15 protein-coding genes are annotated in these 15868 nt (G+C 71.7%); 5 read left to right on the top strand and 10 right to left on the bottom strand.

Translation table 11 applies throughout. From position 1 onward, the window contains the following. Window positions 1–33: 33 nt before the first annotated feature. The 5 genes from OHT77_RS41965 to OHT77_RS41945 are packed head-to-tail and all read right to left on the bottom strand — an operon-like array spanning window position 34 to window position 5284. On the bottom strand, window positions 34–1182 hold the full coding sequence (locus tag OHT77_RS41965; RefSeq protein WP_328833617.1) for an acyl-CoA dehydrogenase family protein: 1149 nt from the start codon (window positions 1180–1182) through the stop codon (window positions 34–36). After that, a complete protein-coding gene (locus OHT77_RS41960; RefSeq protein WP_328833616.1) occupies window positions 1179–2030 on the bottom strand; it encodes an acyl-CoA dehydrogenase in 852 nt (283 codons plus the stop codon). Before OHT77_RS41960 ends, OHT77_RS41965 begins: the two co-directional genes overlap by 4 nt. Then, entirely contained in the window at window positions 2020–2988 is a 969-nt protein-coding gene (locus OHT77_RS41955) for an NADPH:quinone oxidoreductase family protein (protein WP_328833615.1), read from the bottom strand. Before OHT77_RS41955 ends, OHT77_RS41960 begins: the two co-directional genes overlap by 11 nt. Further along, window positions 2985–4007 (bottom strand): phosphotransferase family protein, encoded by a 1023-nt coding sequence (locus OHT77_RS41950; RefSeq protein WP_328833614.1) that lies wholly within the window; start codon window positions 4005–4007, stop codon window positions 2985–2987. The genes OHT77_RS41955 and OHT77_RS41950 overlap by 4 nt, the downstream gene beginning before the upstream one ends. Continuing rightward, on the bottom strand, window positions 4004–5284 hold the full coding sequence (locus OHT77_RS41945) for an acyl-CoA dehydrogenase family protein (RefSeq protein WP_328833613.1): 1281 nt from the start codon (window positions 5282–5284) through the stop codon (window positions 4004–4006). The genes OHT77_RS41950 and OHT77_RS41945 overlap by 4 nt, the downstream gene beginning before the upstream one ends. A gap of 145 nt (window positions 5285–5429) precedes the next feature. On the opposite strand from OHT77_RS41945, the gene OHT77_RS41940 reads away from it, so the two are divergent. Together OHT77_RS41940 and OHT77_RS41935 are read left to right on the top strand one after the other, a co-directional pair. Further along, the gene (locus tag OHT77_RS41940) at window positions 5430–6095 is read left to right on the top strand and encodes a TetR/AcrR family transcriptional regulator (protein WP_328833612.1); all 666 of its coding nucleotides are present in this window, start codon (window positions 5430–5432) and stop codon (window positions 6093–6095) included. A gap of 97 nt (window positions 6096–6192) precedes the next feature. Further along, window positions 6193–7254: an NAD(P)H-dependent amine dehydrogenase family protein gene (locus OHT77_RS41935; RefSeq protein ID WP_328833611.1), complete on the top strand. Its 1062-nt coding sequence runs from the start codon at window positions 6193–6195 to the stop codon at window positions 7252–7254. A 61-nt stretch (window positions 7255–7315) separates the two neighbouring features. Here the strand turns inward: OHT77_RS41935 and OHT77_RS41930 are convergent, their stop codons facing one another. The 3 genes from OHT77_RS41930 to OHT77_RS41920 all read right to left on the bottom strand — a co-directional run bounded on the left by OHT77_RS41930 (window position 7316) and on the right by OHT77_RS41920 (window position 10306). Further along, a complete protein-coding gene (locus OHT77_RS41930; RefSeq protein ID WP_328833610.1) occupies window positions 7316–7837 on the bottom strand; it encodes a MarR family winged helix-turn-helix transcriptional regulator in 522 nt (173 codons plus the stop codon). A gap of 171 nt (window positions 7838–8008) precedes the next feature. Beyond that, on the bottom strand, window positions 8009–8752 hold the full coding sequence (locus tag OHT77_RS41925; protein WP_328833609.1) for a polysaccharide deacetylase family protein: 744 nt from the start codon (window positions 8750–8752) through the stop codon (window positions 8009–8011). Window positions 8753–8935: 183 nt separating this feature from the next. Next, on the bottom strand, window positions 8936–10306 hold the full coding sequence (locus tag OHT77_RS41920) for a glycosyltransferase (protein WP_328833608.1): 1371 nt from the start codon (window positions 10304–10306) through the stop codon (window positions 8936–8938). A 230-nt stretch (window positions 10307–10536) separates the two neighbouring features. Between OHT77_RS41920 and OHT77_RS41915 the strand changes: the two genes are divergently transcribed. The 3 genes from OHT77_RS41915 to OHT77_RS41905 all read left to right on the top strand — a co-directional run bounded on the left by OHT77_RS41915 (window position 10537) and on the right by OHT77_RS41905 (window position 12989). After that, complete coding sequence (locus OHT77_RS41915) at window positions 10537–10962, top strand: BlaI/MecI/CopY family transcriptional regulator (protein WP_328833607.1); 426 nt, start codon at window positions 10537–10539, stop codon at window positions 10960–10962. A gap of 4 nt (window positions 10963–10966) precedes the next feature. Beyond that, window positions 10967–11935 (top strand): M56 family metallopeptidase, encoded by a 969-nt coding sequence (locus tag OHT77_RS41910; protein WP_328833606.1) that lies wholly within the window; start codon window positions 10967–10969, stop codon window positions 11933–11935. Between the two features lie 118 nt (window positions 11936–12053). After that, entirely contained in the window at window positions 12054–12989 is a 936-nt protein-coding gene (locus OHT77_RS41905) for an alpha/beta hydrolase fold domain-containing protein (protein WP_328833605.1), read from the top strand. A gap of 66 nt (window positions 12990–13055) precedes the next feature. Here OHT77_RS41905 and OHT77_RS41900 read toward each other — a convergent pair whose 3' ends face one another. Beyond that, complete coding sequence (locus OHT77_RS41900; protein ID WP_328833604.1) at window positions 13056–14135, bottom strand: Ldh family oxidoreductase; 1080 nt, start codon at window positions 14133–14135, stop codon at window positions 13056–13058. A gap of 21 nt (window positions 14136–14156) precedes the next feature. Further along, entirely contained in the window at window positions 14157–15866 is a 1710-nt protein-coding gene (locus OHT77_RS41895) for a thiamine pyrophosphate-dependent enzyme (protein ID WP_328833603.1), read from the bottom strand. Between the last annotated feature and the right edge of the window lie 2 nt (window positions 15867–15868).

The raw sequence follows: 15868 nt of genomic DNA, 5'->3' as shown, positions 1-15868 counted from the left end.
TGTGGCGTACGGCAGTTGTGGCCTACGACGGCTTCAGCGCGGCAGGCCGAGGATGCGCTCGGCGATGATGTTGCGCTGGATCTCGGAGGTGCCGCCGGCGATGGTCCCGCCGAAGCTGCGCGCGTACCGCTCGAACCAACTGGCGTTGAACGTCTCCAGGTTCATATGGGTGTACGGCCCCGTCTGCACGGGATGCAGCAGCGACTCGGCCCCGTGCTGTTCGAGGGCGTTCAGCTCGGCGTTCTGCGCGGCCTCGGAGCCGAGCAGTTTGAGCACGGAGATCTCCACCGGGTTTCGGTCGGGCCCGAGCAGCCGGTAGCCGAGCAACCGCAGTGCCTGGACGTCCATTTGGAGAGTCGCGAACCACCCCTCGTCGCAGGCGGCGTCGTGGATCAGGGCGTCCATGCGCTCGGCGTAGTGCACCCACAGCAGGGTCCGTTCGTGGCCGAGCGAGCCGTTGGCCACGCGCCAGCCCTCGTTGAGGGGGCCGACGAGGTTCTCCTTCGGGACGTGGACGTCGGTGAAGAACACCTCGTTGAAGTCGAGGTCGTCGGGCGCGGCGATGGACCCGAAGGGCCGGCGGACCAGGCCCTCGGAGTCGGTGGGGATGAGCAGGACGCTGATGCCCTTGTGCTTGGGGGCGTCGGGGTCGGTGCGGACGAAGGTGAGCAGGACGTCGGCGTCGTGCGCGCCCGAGGTCCACACCTTCTGCCCGTTGACGACGAAGTGGTCGCCCTCGAGGGACGCGCGGGTGCGCAGCCCGGCCAGGTCCGAACCTGCTCCCGGCTCGCTCATGCCGAGCGAGGCGGTGATCTCGGCACGCAGCAGGGGCAGGGCCCAGTCGCGTTTCTGTTCCTCGGTGCCGAAGGTGAGCAGGGAGGCGGCGATGATGTTGAGGCCCTGCGGGTTGAAGCTGTGATAGATCCGCCGCCGGGACAACTCCTCGAGATGGGCGACGACTTGGGGCAGGGTGGCGTTGCGGCCGCCGTACTCGGGTGGCTGGGCGGGCAGGAGCCAGCCCGCGTCGAAGAGCTTGCGCTGCCAGCGGCGGGCCCAATCGGGTATGTCCGCACTGGACTTGGAGCGGACGGTGGCCTCTTCGAGGGAGGGCAGGTGGGCGTCGAGGAAGGCGCTGAAATCGGCGCGGAACGTCTCGACCTCGGGGTCGGGGGCCAGCCTCATACCAGCAGCGCCTTCCTGTGCTCGGACGCCGTACCGAGGAGCAGGTCCCCGGCCTTGGCCCGCTTGAGATGGATCTGCAGTTCGTTCTCCCACGTGTAGCCCATGGCGCCGAACAGCTGGAACCCGTTGCGGAAACAGACCCGTTGGCAGTCTCCGGCGGCGGCCTTGGCCATGGCGGCGGCCCGGCCGCTGCGCGGGTCGTCCTCGGCGAGGGTGAGCGCGGAGAAGTAGGCGAGCACCTTGGCGCGTTCGATGGCGACGTACATGTCGGCGGCCTTGTGCTTGACAGCCTGGAAGGAGCCGATGGGGACGCCGAATTGGTGCCGTTGCTTCACATGGGCGACGACCAGGTCGAGGATGCGCCGGCAACTGCCCACCGTGCTGACCGCGAGGCCCATGAGGGCCAGGTCCGGTACGCCGGCTACGAGGTCGGGTGCCTCGACCCGGGCGATGTGCAGGGTCGGGTCGAACACGGAAAGTCGCTCGGCGGCGAGTTCCTTTCCGTCCCGTACGACCACGCCCTCGGAGGTGAGAAGGGCGATCTCGTCGGCGCGGTCGGCGTCGAGGACGAACTTCCCCGCGCCGTCGAAGACACCGGTGCCCGAGCCGTGCGGCAGGCGTCCGGCCAGTGGTGCGAACCAGGTGGCCGTGGCGAGGAAGGGTGTCGGGTCGGCGGCGTACCCCAGCTCCTCCAGGACGATGGCGAGTTCCACCGGCGGGGCTTCGAGCCAGCCCAAGTCCAGGTAGGTGTCCCAGAGTTGTTTCTCGGGCAGGGACCGTGACTTGGTGACCGTTTCGCGGACCACTCGCTGGAGCAGCCGCTGTTCGTCGTCGAACTCAAACTCCATGCGCGACCTCCAGAAGGACCTTGCCGATGGCGCGGCGCCCCAGGGCGAGGGCCTCGGCGACGTCGGCGAGCGGATACACGGCGTGGACGCGGGGCCTGATCTTCCCGGCGGCGAACAGTCCGTGGAGTTCGGTGCGGGCGGTGACCAGGTCGTCCCGCCGGTGCCGGGCCCAGCCGCCGAGGTCGAAGCCGTGCAGGCTGACGCCTTTGAGCAGGGGGAGGTTGAGGGGGATGCGCGGGATCTCGCCGCTCGCGAATCCCACGCTCACGAACCGCCCTCCCCAGCGCATGGCCCGCAGCGCCTCTTCCGCGTACGGCCCGCCGACGGGGTCGATGACGACGTCGGCGCCGCCCGCGTCCCGCAGGCTCCGCTTCAACTCGTCGTACGGCAGGGTCACTTGCGCCCCCTGCGCGGCGCACGCCGTGCGCTTCTCTTCCGTCGAGGCGACGGCGACGACCTCCGCGCCGAGCAGCGCGGCGAGTTCGACGGCGGCGAGGCCGACCCCGCCGGCCGCGCCGAGGACGGCGACGCGTTCGCCGGGCCGTACGTCGGCGACCAGGCGGAGGGCGTCGTAGGCGGTGGCGTGGCTGACGCCGAAGGCCGCCGCGCGCTGTGTGGGGATGTCGTCGGGGATGCGGCTCAGGGCGGCGGGGCGGGCGGTGACGCGTTCGGCGAAGGCGCCGACGAACATCGAGCCGAAGACCCGCTCACCCTTCTCGAATCCGTGCGCGGCGGCGGCGACCGCGCCGGCGAACTCGCTGCCGGGGATGAAGGGCGGCTCCGCCTTCACCTGGTAGGTGCCGTCGATGACGAGGACGTCGGCGAAGTTGATGGCGGCGTAGTGCACGTCGACCGGAATGCCGTTCTCCTCGGCGAACTCCGGTCCGGGGAGAGGAGGTTCGGGGATGTCCTCGACGACCACCGGACCGCCGACGGTGTGGCAGCGGGCTGCTCTCATAGCCGGGTCGTCGCGGCAAGTTGGGCCGCCTGGGCGGCCATCTGCAGGACGACGTCGCCGTAGTGGGCCATCTTCGGGTTTCCGCCCTCGCCCCGGACGTGACGGGCGTAGCCGCCTTCCAGGACCACGGCCATCTTGAAGCGGGCGAGGATCACGTAGTAGTCGATCTCGCTGACGTCCCGGCCGCTGACCTTGGCGTAGTGCTCCAGCAGGTCGGCGCGGTCGGGCATGCCGGTGTAGTCGACGTAGCCCTTCTGGGTGCGGTCCTCGTCGGCGTCCGGCCAGCCCATGATCACCCAGCCGAGGTCGAGCAACGGGTCGCCGACGGTGGCCATTTCGAAGTCGACGAGGGCGGCGAGCCGCGCGGGTGCGCCGTGCTGGAACATGACGTTGGCGAACTGGTAGTCGCCGTGGATGATGCCGGGTTCCCAGTGGGCGGGACGGTGATCCCGCAGCCAGGCAGCGGCGTTCTCCAGGCCCGGTATCTCGCGGAACCGGAACGCGGCGAGGTGGGCGAGCCAGCGGTCGACCTGCCGGTCGTGGAAGCCGTCGGGGCGGCCGAAGCCTTCCAGGCCCTGGGTGCGCCAGTCCACGCTGCCCAACTTGGCGATGCCTTCCACGAGTTGGTAGGCGAGGCCGGGGCGCAGGGACAGGTCACCGAGGAACGGCTCGGGCCAGCCGCCGGAGTTCATCGGGGACCAGCCGTCGACATGGGCCATGAGGTAGAAGCAGGAGCCGAGCACACTCGTGTCGTCGCACACGGCGATCGCCTCGGGGTGCGGGACGTCCGTGCCGTTGAGCGCCTTGAGGACGCGGTATTCGCGGAGCATGGTCTCGTTGCGCCCCGGCGGAACCTTCTCCGGCGGTTTGCGCAGCACCATGCTCACGTCGCCGCGCCGGATTCCGTAGATGTCGTTGGAGGTGCCTCCGGAGATGTACGACGTCTCGACGGGTTCGCCGGGGGCGATGCCCTGGTCGTCCAGCCAGCGGGCGAGGGATTCCGTGTTCGCGAGCGTCACAGCAGGTCCTCCAACTGCTTCCGGGCCCATGCGCGGCGGGTGGGCAGGTGCTGGGTGGGCCAGAGGCCGGGGGCGGCTTGGTAGCCGCGCAGGAGGTCACGGGCGACGGTGATCTTGTGGACCTCGGTGGGACCGTCGACGACGGCCATGACGGCAGCGCCGTTCCACATGTCGGAGAACGGCATCTCGTTCGAGACCCCGAGCGCTCCGTGCAGGTGCATCGAGCGGTACACGATGTCGTGCAGCACCTTCGGGGTGAGGAACTTGATGGCGGCGATGTCCTTACGGACCCGCTTGTAGTCCTGGTACCTGTCGATCTGCCAGGCGGTGTGGAGCACGAACAGCCGGAACTGGGCGAGTTGGGCGTAGGAGTCGGCGAGGTCGGCGCGCACCAGCTGCTTGTCCGCGAGGCGCTCGCCCTGGGTCTCACGGGACAGGGCGCGCTCGGCCATCATGTCGAGCGCCTTCTGGCTCTGGCCCACGACGCGCATGGCGTGGTGGACGCGGCCGCCGCCGAGCCGGGTCTGGGCGATCGCGAAGGCCTGGCCCTCGCCGCCGAGCAGCGCGTCGGCGGGGACCCGGACGCCGTCGTAGGCGATGAGGGCGTGCATGCCCTCGTCGGTGGCCTCGCCCATGATGCCGAGGTGGCGCTCGATGCGGACGCCGGGGGTGTCGCTGGGCACGAGGAACATCGACATGCCCTTGTACGGGCTGACGTCGGGGTTCGTCACGGCCATCACGATGACGAACTTCGAGGTGCGGGCGTTGGAGGAGAAAAACTTGCGCCCGGTGATGACCCAGTCGTCGCCGTCGCGCTCGGCGCGGGTGGTGAACATCGTGGGGTCGGCGCCGGCCTGGGGCTCGGTCATGGAGAAGCAGGAGAAGCACTCACCCTCGAGCAGGGGCTGGAGGTAGCGCTCCTTCTGCTCGTCGGTGCCGTAGCGGGCGATGATCTCGGCGTTCCCGGTGTCGGGGGCGGCCGTGCCGAAGACGACCGGGGCCCAACTCGACTGGCCCAGGATCTCGTTGATGAGCGCCAGCTTCACCTGGCCGAAGCCGCGCCCGCCCAGCTCGGGGCCGAGATGCGGTGCCCACAGGCCCTCGTCGCGGACCTGTTGCTTCAACGTCCGCACCACGGGGCCGAGTTCGTCGTCCAGGGGGTGGTACGCGCGGTCCGGATAGAGCAGGTCGAGCGGATCCACGCGCTCGGAGCGGAACTGCCTGATCCACTCCAGCTTCTTCTCGAACTCCGGCTCGGTGGAAAAGTCCCATGCCATGTCAGACGAACCTCCTGCCAACCCGGACGGATGGCGGTGAGAATATCATTCTCATCTCACGCAAGTAAGGGTCTCGAAACCTGCAGTGCGCCCTTCGGTAGGGGAAGCCCAGGTGTTACCGCTGAAGTGGAGTATCGTTCTTCGCGTGACAGCTGTCCCCGAAGAGCAACCAGCCTGGCGCCAGCGCGCCGTCGAGCGTTCCACCCGTGCCGCGAAGCTCCGCGCCGAACAACGCGTGCAGCGCTTCCTGGACGCGGCGCAGGAACTCATCGCGGAGAAGCGGACGACGGACTTCACGGTCCAGGAGGTCGTGGACCGCTCCAAACAGTCACTGCGCAGCTTCTACCAGCACTTCGACGGCAAACACGAGCTGCTGCTCGCCCTGTTCGAGGACGCGCTGTCCACGTCGGCGGCGGAGATCCGCGAGACGGCCGGCTCCCAGTCGGATCCGCTCCAGGCGCTGCGGCTCGGGGTGGAGATGCTCTTCCAGCAGTCACTGTCCAACCCCGGTGTGGAGCGCCCGCTGTTCAGCGACTTCGCGCTCCAGCTTCTGGTGAAGCATCCCGCGCAGGTGGCGACCGCTCATCTCCCCCTGCTCCAGGTGTTCACGGAGCTGGTCGAGCAGGCCGAGGACGCCGGTGTCATCCCCGCCGGGAAGCCCCGCCGTCAGGCCTCGATCCTGATGCAGACGGTCATGTTCGTCGCACAGGGCAACGGAGTTCCGTCCGACAGCCACGCCGCCGCGGTCACGGCCGAGGAGGTCTGGCAGTTCTGCCTCGGCGGCCTCTCGGGCGTCCCGGTGCGCAACTGACGGGCACTCAGCAACTGACGGGTCATCCACGACCACGTAATTGACGCTCTCCATAGTGGAGAGTACGGTTCTCGCCCACCGCAACGGGAGGTGGGCGATGACCGAGCCGCTACGGCATGGGGTACAGCGCTACCGGGTCGTGCAGTGGGCCACCGGGAACATCGGCGCCCGCACGATGCGTGCCGTACTGGAGCATCCGCGACTGACCCTGGCCGGCGTGTACGTCCATACGCCGGCCAAGTCGGGCCTGGACGCAGGTGAGTTGAGCGGGGGCGGGCACGGTGTCACCGGGATCGTTGCCACACACGACCTCGACGAGATCCTGGCGCTCGGCGCCGACTGCGTCCTCTACACCCCGCGCGCCTGTGACATCGACGAGGTGTGCGCGCTGCTCTCGTCCGGGGTGAACGTCGTGTCCACGCGCGGCGAGTTCCATCACGCGCCCAGCATGGATCCGGTCGCGCGGAAGCGGGTCGAGGAGGCGCGCGCGCGGGGCGGGACTTCAGTCCACAGCACGGGCAGCAGTCCCGGATTCATCACGGAGGCCCTGCCGTTGGCGCTCACCTCGATCCAGCGGCGGCTCGACGCGCTGACGATCGACGAGTTCGCGGATCTCTCCCAACGGGACTCCCCCGGGCTGCTGTTCGAGGTGATGGGCTTCGGCCGCCCCCCTGCCGAGTTCGGTGAACAGCGCCTGGCCGGGCTGCGCGACAGCTTCGGCCCGTCGCTGCGGCTGCTCGCGGAGGCGCTCTCGGCACCGCTCGACTCGGTGGAGGTGGTCGGCGAGGTCGCAACCGCCCGGCGTACCACCCGAATTGCCGCGGGCACGCTGCCCGAAGGCACGGTCGCCGCGCAGCGGATCACCGTGTCCGGGCTGCGGAAGGGCCGACCGCTGCTGCGGTTCCGCGCGAACTGGTACTGCGCCACCGACCTCGACCCCGCCTGGGATCTCCGCGCGACCGGCTGGCACGTCTCGGTCGAGGGGGACGCGCCGCTCGAGGTCGATCTGCGGTTCCCCGTGCCGCTCGACCGGATGGCCGCGATGTCCCCGTCCTACACCGCGAACCGGGCGGTCAACGCCGTGCCGTTCGTCTGCGCGGCGCCGCCCGGCATCCGCTCGACGGCGGACCTCCCGCAGATCGTCGCCGACCTCGGCTGAGGCGCACCCGACCCGCAACAGGCCCCCGCTCGACGGGACTTGAGCAATCCGTATCCGGACCTCAGACCGTGCTCGCAGGCGCCGCGGCCCCCGGCTCGCCGTCCTCGTCGATCGCGTACTTCAGGAAGTCGTCGACCATGCGGTGGAACAGCGCGGCCAGTTGCTGCAGTTCGTCCGTCGACCACTCGGAGAGGGCCATCTGCATACCGCGCGCACCGGCGTCCCGGACGCTGATCACGGCCTTCCGGCCGGCCTCGGTCAGCTCGATCCGCTGGGCCCTGCGGTCGTCGGGGTCGGGCGCGCGGGTGACGTAGCCGGCCTTCTGCAGCTGCTGCACCGTCCGCGTCACATGCGAGGCCTCCACCCCGAGGCGCTGGGCCAGCTCCCCCGGGCGCAGCGGGTCGGAGTCGGCGACCTGCCGCAGCAACGCCACGGCCGCCCGGTCCAGCGGCACCCCGGCGAGGGCCATCAGCCGGTCGTGCTGGCGGGCACGCGTGCTCAGGTAGGTGATCCGAGTGAGGGCTCGCTCGATCTCGGTCACCTCCGGGGAGGCAGGGTCGGCGGGGGTCGGTGGTGTGGACATGGAACCCACTTTACCATATTGTTGCGTAACTCAAGTAAGTTACGGCGGGCGGTTACCGCGGCTGCTGCCGAGAGAGTACTTCCCGGCGGTCCCACCGCTCGGGCGCCCTCTGGTCCAGGTACTCGCGAACGTGAATTCCGCCGACCGGGACAGGCAACAACTTTCTCGGCTTCAGAGCGGATCCACAGCGTGCTCGCGCAGCGGCCCCACCGACAGGCCTCGCGCCGCGCAGGTGTCGAGGATGCGGGGCACGGCGCCGAGGGTGGCGCGCCACGAGGCGGGGGCCGAGGTGCAGTCGGAGTCGTGCAGCAGGACGGTCCCGCCGCCGTGCAGGTCCGCGGTGACCGTCCGATGTACCGACTCGGGGGTGGCGCGCGCCCGCCAGTCCTCGCCCCAGGCCGTCCACAGCACCGGCGTGAGGTCCAGGCGGCGGGCCGCGAGGTGGGCGGCGGTCGACATCACGCCGTAGGGCGGGCGGAAGAGGTGGGGCGCGCGTCCGGTGAGGTCGCCGACCGTGTCGCGGGCGCGGGCCAGGTCGTCGTGGGTGGCGCGGGGGCCGCGGAGCAGCAGCGGGCGATGCAGCCAGCCGTGGACGGCGATCTCGTGTCCTGCGGCGGCGATCTCACGCACCAGGCCGGGGGCGCGTACCGCCTGGCTGCCGAGGAGGAAGAAGGTCGCGTGCACCCGCCGCTCGTCGAGCAGGCGCAGGAAGAGGGGTGTCGACAGTGGGTCCGGGCCGTCGTCGAAGGTGAGCGCCACGTGGTCCTCGCGGCCGCGACCGGCGAGGCGGGGCATGACGCGGTTGCGGAGCGGGCCGTAGGTGGAGAGGACGGGGGCGGCGTACGCGGCGGCGAGGAGCGGGAGGGCGGGGAGCGCGATGCGGGCGGTCGTGCGGAGGAGGCGGGTGGCGGTCATGCGGGGCGGTCCTTCGTGCGGGGTCCGGTGGCGCGAACGGTCGGCGGGGGAAGGGGAGTTGGGGTCATGCGGGGTGCCCCTTCATGCGGGCCGCGACGGACCCGGCGGCGCGGGCAGTTGTAGGAAGACCGTCGGCGGTCACGCGTGACGCCCATTGCCGCACCACACGAAGACCCTCGCCCGTCACGCGTGCCGTCCCTTCCCGTGCACGCCGTGCGGCACGTGGCCCGTGTGGTGTTCGTGGGACAAGTCGTCCAGGTCGAGGTGCTGGCCTATCGCGTGCATCAGGTCCGGGGCGCCGTCGGTCGTGGCGACCGCGGTGCCGACCGCGCCCGCCCAGACCGCGCAGGCCAGGGCGGTGGTGGTGGCGAGGCGGAAGGCGGCCGGGCGGACGGTCCTTCGGGGAGCGGGTGCGGCCATGGGGGCGGTGCCGGTGCGGCAGACGCGGGCCGTCTCGGCGGCCGGGCCGTGCGGGTCGGCCGTGAACAGGGCGTGGGCCGCCTCGCGTTGGAGCAGGCCGCGTGGGCCGTCGATCAACTCGGCCAGTACGTGCTTGAGTTGGGCCGGGTCGCGGATCCACGCGGCGACGCCCGCCTCGTCCAGGGCGGCGGCGTTGGTGAGACCGTGGCCGGGTATGCAGCCGTAGCTGGCGACGGGCAGGCCCGTGGCGAAGGCCTCCAGGGAGGTCAGGCCGCCCGCGTTCTGGACCAGGACGTCGGCGGCGTGCATCAGGCCGGGCATGTCGTCGACCCAGCCGTAGACGTGCTCGATGCCGTCCGCGCGGAGCTGCTCGGCGAGTGTGTCGTTGCGGCCGCAGACCACGAGCGGTACGGCCGCGCCGCAGTCGCGCAGGTCCCGGGCGACCTCACGGACCGGACCCACACCCCAGGAACCGGCAACCAGCAAGGCCAGTGGGGCAGTTGGCGGCAGGCCGAAGCGGGCGCGGGCCGCGGCGCGGGCCGGTGCGGGCACGGGGTGGAAGCGCGGGTCGGCGACCGGCCCGCACACGCGGACGTCGCGCGCTCCGGCGGCCCGGGCCTGCGCGGCGGGCACGGCGTGCAGCGCGAGGTGGACGTCGACGCCGTCGGCCACCCACAGCGGGTGCACCGAGAAGTCGGTGAGGTAGGTGAGGACGGGCACGGTCAGCCGGCCGTCCAGCCGGAGCGAGCCCAGGACCCGGCTCGCGCCCGGGTAGGTCGACACGACGGCGGCGGTGTCGGCGGGCAATGCGCGCAGCAGCCGTGTCTCGGCGGAGCGCAGCAGGGCCCGCGCGACGGGGCCGCCGCCTCCGGCGCGTTCGGTGCTGCTGTAGATCCGCTGGTAGGCCCAGGGCGCCCGGACGAGCAGGCGGTGGTAGCCGTCCCGGACGAGTCGGCCGAGCCGGGCGGGCAGCACGTCCAGCAGGTCGAACCGGTCGACGGCCAGTCCGGCCGCGAGCAGTCGCCGCTCCAGTTCGGCGGCGGCGCCGTCGTGACCGGCCCCGACACTCGCCGAGACGATGACGACCCGCTCGGCCGATGACGGGCGGCGCACCGGGTTTCCGGGGTGGGGCATGGGCTTTTTCCTCCGCAGGTGGAGTGGAGCGGCGAAACTCTACAACATGTAGTAGGTAAGCTCGTACGACATGTAGTAGTTCAGGAACGCACAGCCCCGGCCGGCCTCTCGATCAGCCCCTTGACCGGCCTTTCGCCCGGCTGGTCCGGACCCTGGCGCACTTCCTACAGGCCGTAGTAGGTCGACGGGTAGGCTGGACTGCCGAGCGAGGGAAGGCGGTGGGGTGAACAGTGCACGACCCGAAGAACGACGAGCCCGGAGCGACATCCGGCAGGCGGGCGCGCGGTGAGCTGGAGAGCGGGGTCCTCGCCGCCCTCTACGGCGCCGACGGGCCGCAGACCGCGCGCCAGGTCAAGGACCGGCTGCCGGGAGACCTCGCGTACACCACCGTGCTCACGATCCTGTCCCGGCTGTACGACAAGGGGATGCTCGTCCGGCACCGCGCGGGCCGCGGCTACGCGTACGCGCCGGCGCGGGACGAGGCGACGCACACCGCGGAGCGGATGCGTTCGCTGCTGGAGCGCGGCAGCGACCGCGAGGCGGTGCTCGCCCGTTTCGTCTCCGAACTCTCCGAGCAGGACGAGCAGTTGCTGCAACGGCTGCTGTCCGGGCCCGACGGCCCGCAGCACACCGACCGCCCCGACGAGGGACCGTGATCCCGTGCTGATCAGCGTGTACGTGCCCCTCCTGATCACCATGGTGCTCGCGGTGTTCGCGCCCCGCGCCGCCCACCGACTGGCCCCGCGCCCGGCCGCCTGGTCGCTGGCCGCGGCCGCGCTGGTGGCGTCGCTGGGCTGGCTGGGTTCGCTGGCGCTGCTGGCGTTCGCCGGGCTGGCGCAGCTCCCGGAGGTCGCCGAGGAGGGCCGCTGGTCGGTCGCTGCCGTGCGCGCCTCCGACCCGGTCTACCTCACGGTTGCCGGGACCGCCGCTCTCGCCCTCCTCGCCTCCCTCACCGGCCTCACGGTCGCCGCGGTACGTCAGCTACGGCATCTTCGCTGGGCCCGCCGCGAGTGCCGACTCCTGCCCGGCGACACGGAGTTGGCCGTCCTGGACATGGCGGTGCCGGAGGCGTTCGCGCTGCCGGGGGCGCCGGGCCGGATCGTGGTGTCGCGCGGGATGCTGCGCTGCCTCGGCGACCGCGAACGCGAGGCGCTGCTCGCCCATGAGCGGGCCCACCTGCGCGGCCGCCACCATCTCTTCCAGACCCTCTGGCGCCTCTCCGCCGCCGCGAATCCCCTGCTACGACCGCTGTCCGGCGCGGGTAGGTTCGTCCTGGAGCGCTGGGCCGACGAGGAGGCCGCGGTGCGCGTCGGCGATCGCACGGTCGTCGCGCATGCCGTGGGCCGGGCGGCGCTGGCCGGCTCGGCGGACCGGTCCCGCCCGGCGCTGGCCGCGACCGGCGGTGCGGTACCGCAGCGGGTCCGGGCGCTGCTCGCTCCTCCTCCCCCGCGCCGGGCCCTGCCGTTCGTCGCGGGCGCCGCGCTCCTCGTCGTGTGCTGCGCGAGCCTGGCCGACGCGGCGACCGACAGCGAGCAGATGATCGAGACGGCGCAGGCGGCGGTCGCGCCGGCGGCCCACGGGCCGTGCCATGAACACGGGCACCTGGACGAGCCCGTCCGGTTCCGGTGACCGACGGGCCCGGCGTCGCGGGCCGCACTGACGGAGCGGAACACCGGATCACCGGTAATCGGACGGGAATCCTCCCCCTCGAAGCCCCCTGCCTCTCGCACCCCACCCATGGAGCGGTATGTCTGTTCTGGCCCGGCCGGCGGTGGCCGCACTTGCCGCCAGGTCCCTGCAGCGTCTGTCCGTGATGGCCGACCGGCGTCCCAGCGGGCGTGGTTCCGCCGCCGCCTCGCATCAGCGGCTTCCTGAATTTCCGCGCCGGACACGGGAGTTGACGATCCCGAGCAGCGTCGCCCCGGCGCGGGCGACGGTGTATCTGCCGGCCGGTGAGGGTCCGCCGCCCCCGGTGCACGTGAACTTCCACGGCGGCGGCTACGTCGTACCGCTGACCGAACTGGACGACCCCCTGTGCCGTTTCCTCGCGGCGGAGGCGGGGGTCGTGGTGGTCAACGTGGACTACGTCGTCGCGCCGCAGCACCCGTTCCCCGCGCCGCCCCGGCAGGCCTTCGAGGTGGTCCGGTGGATCGCGGAGCACGGCGCGGAGCAGGGCTGGGACGGTGACCGGCTCACCGTGGGCGGGCAGAGTGCCGGGGGCGGACTCGCGGCGGCGGTGGCACGGCAGGCGTGGGAGGAGGGCGGTCCCTCGATCGCGCTCCAGGTGCTGCACTATCCGCCGCTCGACCTGGCGACCAGCGCGAAGGACAAGCACGCGGCCATCGCCAAGCCGGTGCTGCGGCCCTGGATGGCGGAGGTCTTCGACTCGTCGTACGTCCCGGATCCGAAGGTGCGTGCCGACCGGCTGGTGTCGCCCGCCCATCCCTCGGACACCGCGGACCTGAAGGACATCGCCCCGGCGTTGGTCGTCACGGCCGAGTACGACCTGCTCAAGGCGGAGGGTGTGCGCTACGCCGACCGGTTGCGGACGGCGGGGTCACTCGTCGACCACGTCGACGTGGCGGGAGCCGACCACGGGTACGACGGCACGGACGACGAACGCGCCCTCCAGACCTACGCCCTGATCGCCCGTCAGCTGCGCGAGGCCGTGGGCAGCGCCTGAACTCCCCGCACGGACAACGCACTTCGCCGGCCATCCCCCTCGGACGGTCGGCGAAGTGCAGCTGGGTCACGCCGACGGCACCGGCTCCGGCAGCGTGAGGCCGAACTTCCCTGCCGCCTCGGTCAGTTCGCGCCAGACCTTCGGCGCGACGGGGATGCCCTTCGCGCCTCGGCTCTCGGCGACCGCCGCGCTGCGCTCGCCGGGGTAGAAGACGCCCTCCGCGCCGTCGGCCGGGGGCAGTTGCTTGAGGGTGCCCAGTGTCGCGTCGACCGCCTCGGTGAACGCGGCCGGGTCGCCGAAGGCCGCCGGGTCGAGGGCGATCAGGAGGGCGTTCTGGCGGTGCTTGCGGCCCTGCGGGTCGTCCGAGTGGAACGCGGCGAAGATCGGCGCGCCGACCAGCACGCTGGTGAGGAGTTCGAACGCGAAGGACATCCCTGAGCCCTTGGCGCCGCCCAACGGCAGCGGCATGACGGCGAGTTCGGGGTCGGTGGTCGGGGTGCCGTCTGCGGTGGCGGCGGCGCCTTCGGGGAGCGGGGTGCCGCTCGCCTTCGCCTGGCGGATCTTGCCGAGGGCGATGGTGGCGGTGGCCATGTCGAGCAGCAGCGGGGCGTGGGCCTGCGCCGGTACGGCGATGGCGAGGGGGCTGGTCGCCACGGCGGCGCCCTTGACGCCGCTGTAGGCCATGTTGGGCATCCCGGCGACGTAGCCGATGCCGACGAGTCCCTGCTCGGCGATCTTCGACACGTAGTAGCCGATGGCGCCGGTGTGCACGGTACGGCGGACCCCGACGGCGGCAACCCCGCTGATCCTGGCTCGCGTCACCGCCTCGTCGGCGGCGGCGCTGAGCGCGACCGGGCCGGGGGCGCGGTCGGCGTCCAGGACGGCGGCGGCCGGGGCGGTGGACTCGACGGTGATGTCGGCGTCGGCGTTGGCCACGCCCTTGGCCAGCAGTTCCAGGTAGGCGGGGACGCGGGCGATGCCGTGCGAGTCGACGCCGCGCAGCGCGGCCCACACGAACACGTCGGCGGTGGTGCGCGCCTGCTCGGCGTTCAGACCGCCCTTCTCCAGGAGTGCGGCGGAGAGGGTGCGCAGGTCGTCGGCGGCGACAAGGACCTTGCCCGGCTTGGGCGTTGCGGTGTCGGACATGGTGGCGGGTGCCTTCCTGGTTCAGCGGGTGACGAGGACGTCGACGACGGCGGTGGTGCCCTCCGCCACGGCCTTGAGCGCACGCTCCAGCGCGGGGGCCAGGGCCTCGGGGGCGTCGACGGTCTCGGTGTGCATCCCGAACGGCTCGGCGAACGCGGCGAGTCGGGGCAGCCGGTGCAGATCGGTGCCGAGCCACTCACCGGTGTCGGCGGCGGCGCCCTCGGGGTAGAACCTGCGGTGGTTGAGGTTCATCGACTTGTAGACGCGGTTGTTGAACACCACGATCAGCAACGGGAGTTCGTAGGCCTTGGACGCGTCGTACGACTGGATGACCGGGTTGTAGGTGAAGGCGCCGTCGCCGATGGTGAGGACCACCGGGCGTTCCCGCGCGGCGAGTTTGACGCCGAGGGCGACCGCGATGCCCTGGCCGAGGCCGCCCTGGACGTAGAAGTACGAGTCGGGGTCGGCGGTCTGGACGTGGCGCTTGACGACACGGCTGTGGGTGATGGTCTCGTCGACGACGATCCCGTTCGCCCCGTCGAGCAGCTTGCGCAGGGTCGCGGCGACGAGGACCGGGTCGATGCCCTCGGCGCCCTCGGCCTTGGTCTCGGCCTGGGTGATCGCCGTCTGCTCAGCCGCGAAACGGGCCTCCTGTGCGGCCCTGCGTTCCGCCACGGCCGTCTCGTCGAGGTCCTTCGCCCGCTTGGCGAGCTGGCGCAGGGTGTTGGCGACGTTGCCCTCCAAGTACCGGTCGGCGAAGAGGACTTGGTAGACGATGTGCGGGCGCTGCGGCACCTCGTCGATGACGACGACGGTGGCCTGGGAGGGGCGGCGCGACGGCGGGTAGAAGGGGGCCCGGCAGTTGACGAGGAGGATGAGGTCCGCCTCGTCCATCCAGGGGCCGATGTCGCTGCCGGCGTGCAGCGGGTGAGTGCGGGGGAAGTTGCCGCAGACCGCCGAGTCGGGCTCGACGACCGGGATGTGCCAGGCCTCGGCGAAGGCGAGGAGTGCCTCGAAGCCGCCCGCCTCGCGCCCGGCCGTCTCGGTGACGATGACCGGGTTCTTCGCCTCGCGGATCAACTGGGCGACGGGGTCGACCTCTTCGGGCGAGCTGTGCGTCGAGCCGGGCTTCACGATCGGCTTGGCCTCACGCCCGTCCCAGTCCTCGAGGAGGATCTCCAGCGGGACGTTGAGGTACGCCGGTCCCGCCGGGGCGCGCCAGGCCAGTTCCGCCGCCCGCGTCACCATCGTAGGAAGGGTGTGGACGCTGGCGGCCTCGTTGGACCACTTGGTGAAGGGCTGGGCGATCTGGTGCGGGCCGCCGACGACGGACAGGTTGCGGTACCACTGGCCGCCCGGGTCCTGTCCTGGGCCGTCGCCGTACGTGGTGGACTCCGAGGAGCTGACCACCATCGGGACGCCCGCGAGCAGCGCGCCGTGCACGGCCATCGAGCCCTGGAGGAGACCGGGGGCGGCGTGCAGCAGGACGCCCTGCGGCCGGCGTTCGATCAGTCCGTAGCCGGTGGCCATGCCGACGGCGACGGTCTCGTGGGTCAGGTCCAGGTACTGCGGGCAGGGCAGTCCGTCGCGGTGGCGGCGGGCCAGGGACTCCCAGACGGGGGCCCACTCGGAGCCTGACGAACAGAAGATGTAGTCGGCGCCGACGGCGTTGAAGGCGGTCACGAGAGCGTCGCCGCCGTCGGCGCCAGGGGTGTGGGTGGTGTCGGTCATCT

Origin of the sequence: Streptomyces sp. NBC_00252 (assembly GCF_036187565.1) — a bacterium.
Classification (GTDB): Bacteria; Actinomycetota; Actinomycetes; order Streptomycetales; family Streptomycetaceae; genus Streptomyces.
Note: the sequence above shows the minus strand (reverse complement) of the source record. Positions and strands in the feature narration are given on the sequence as shown.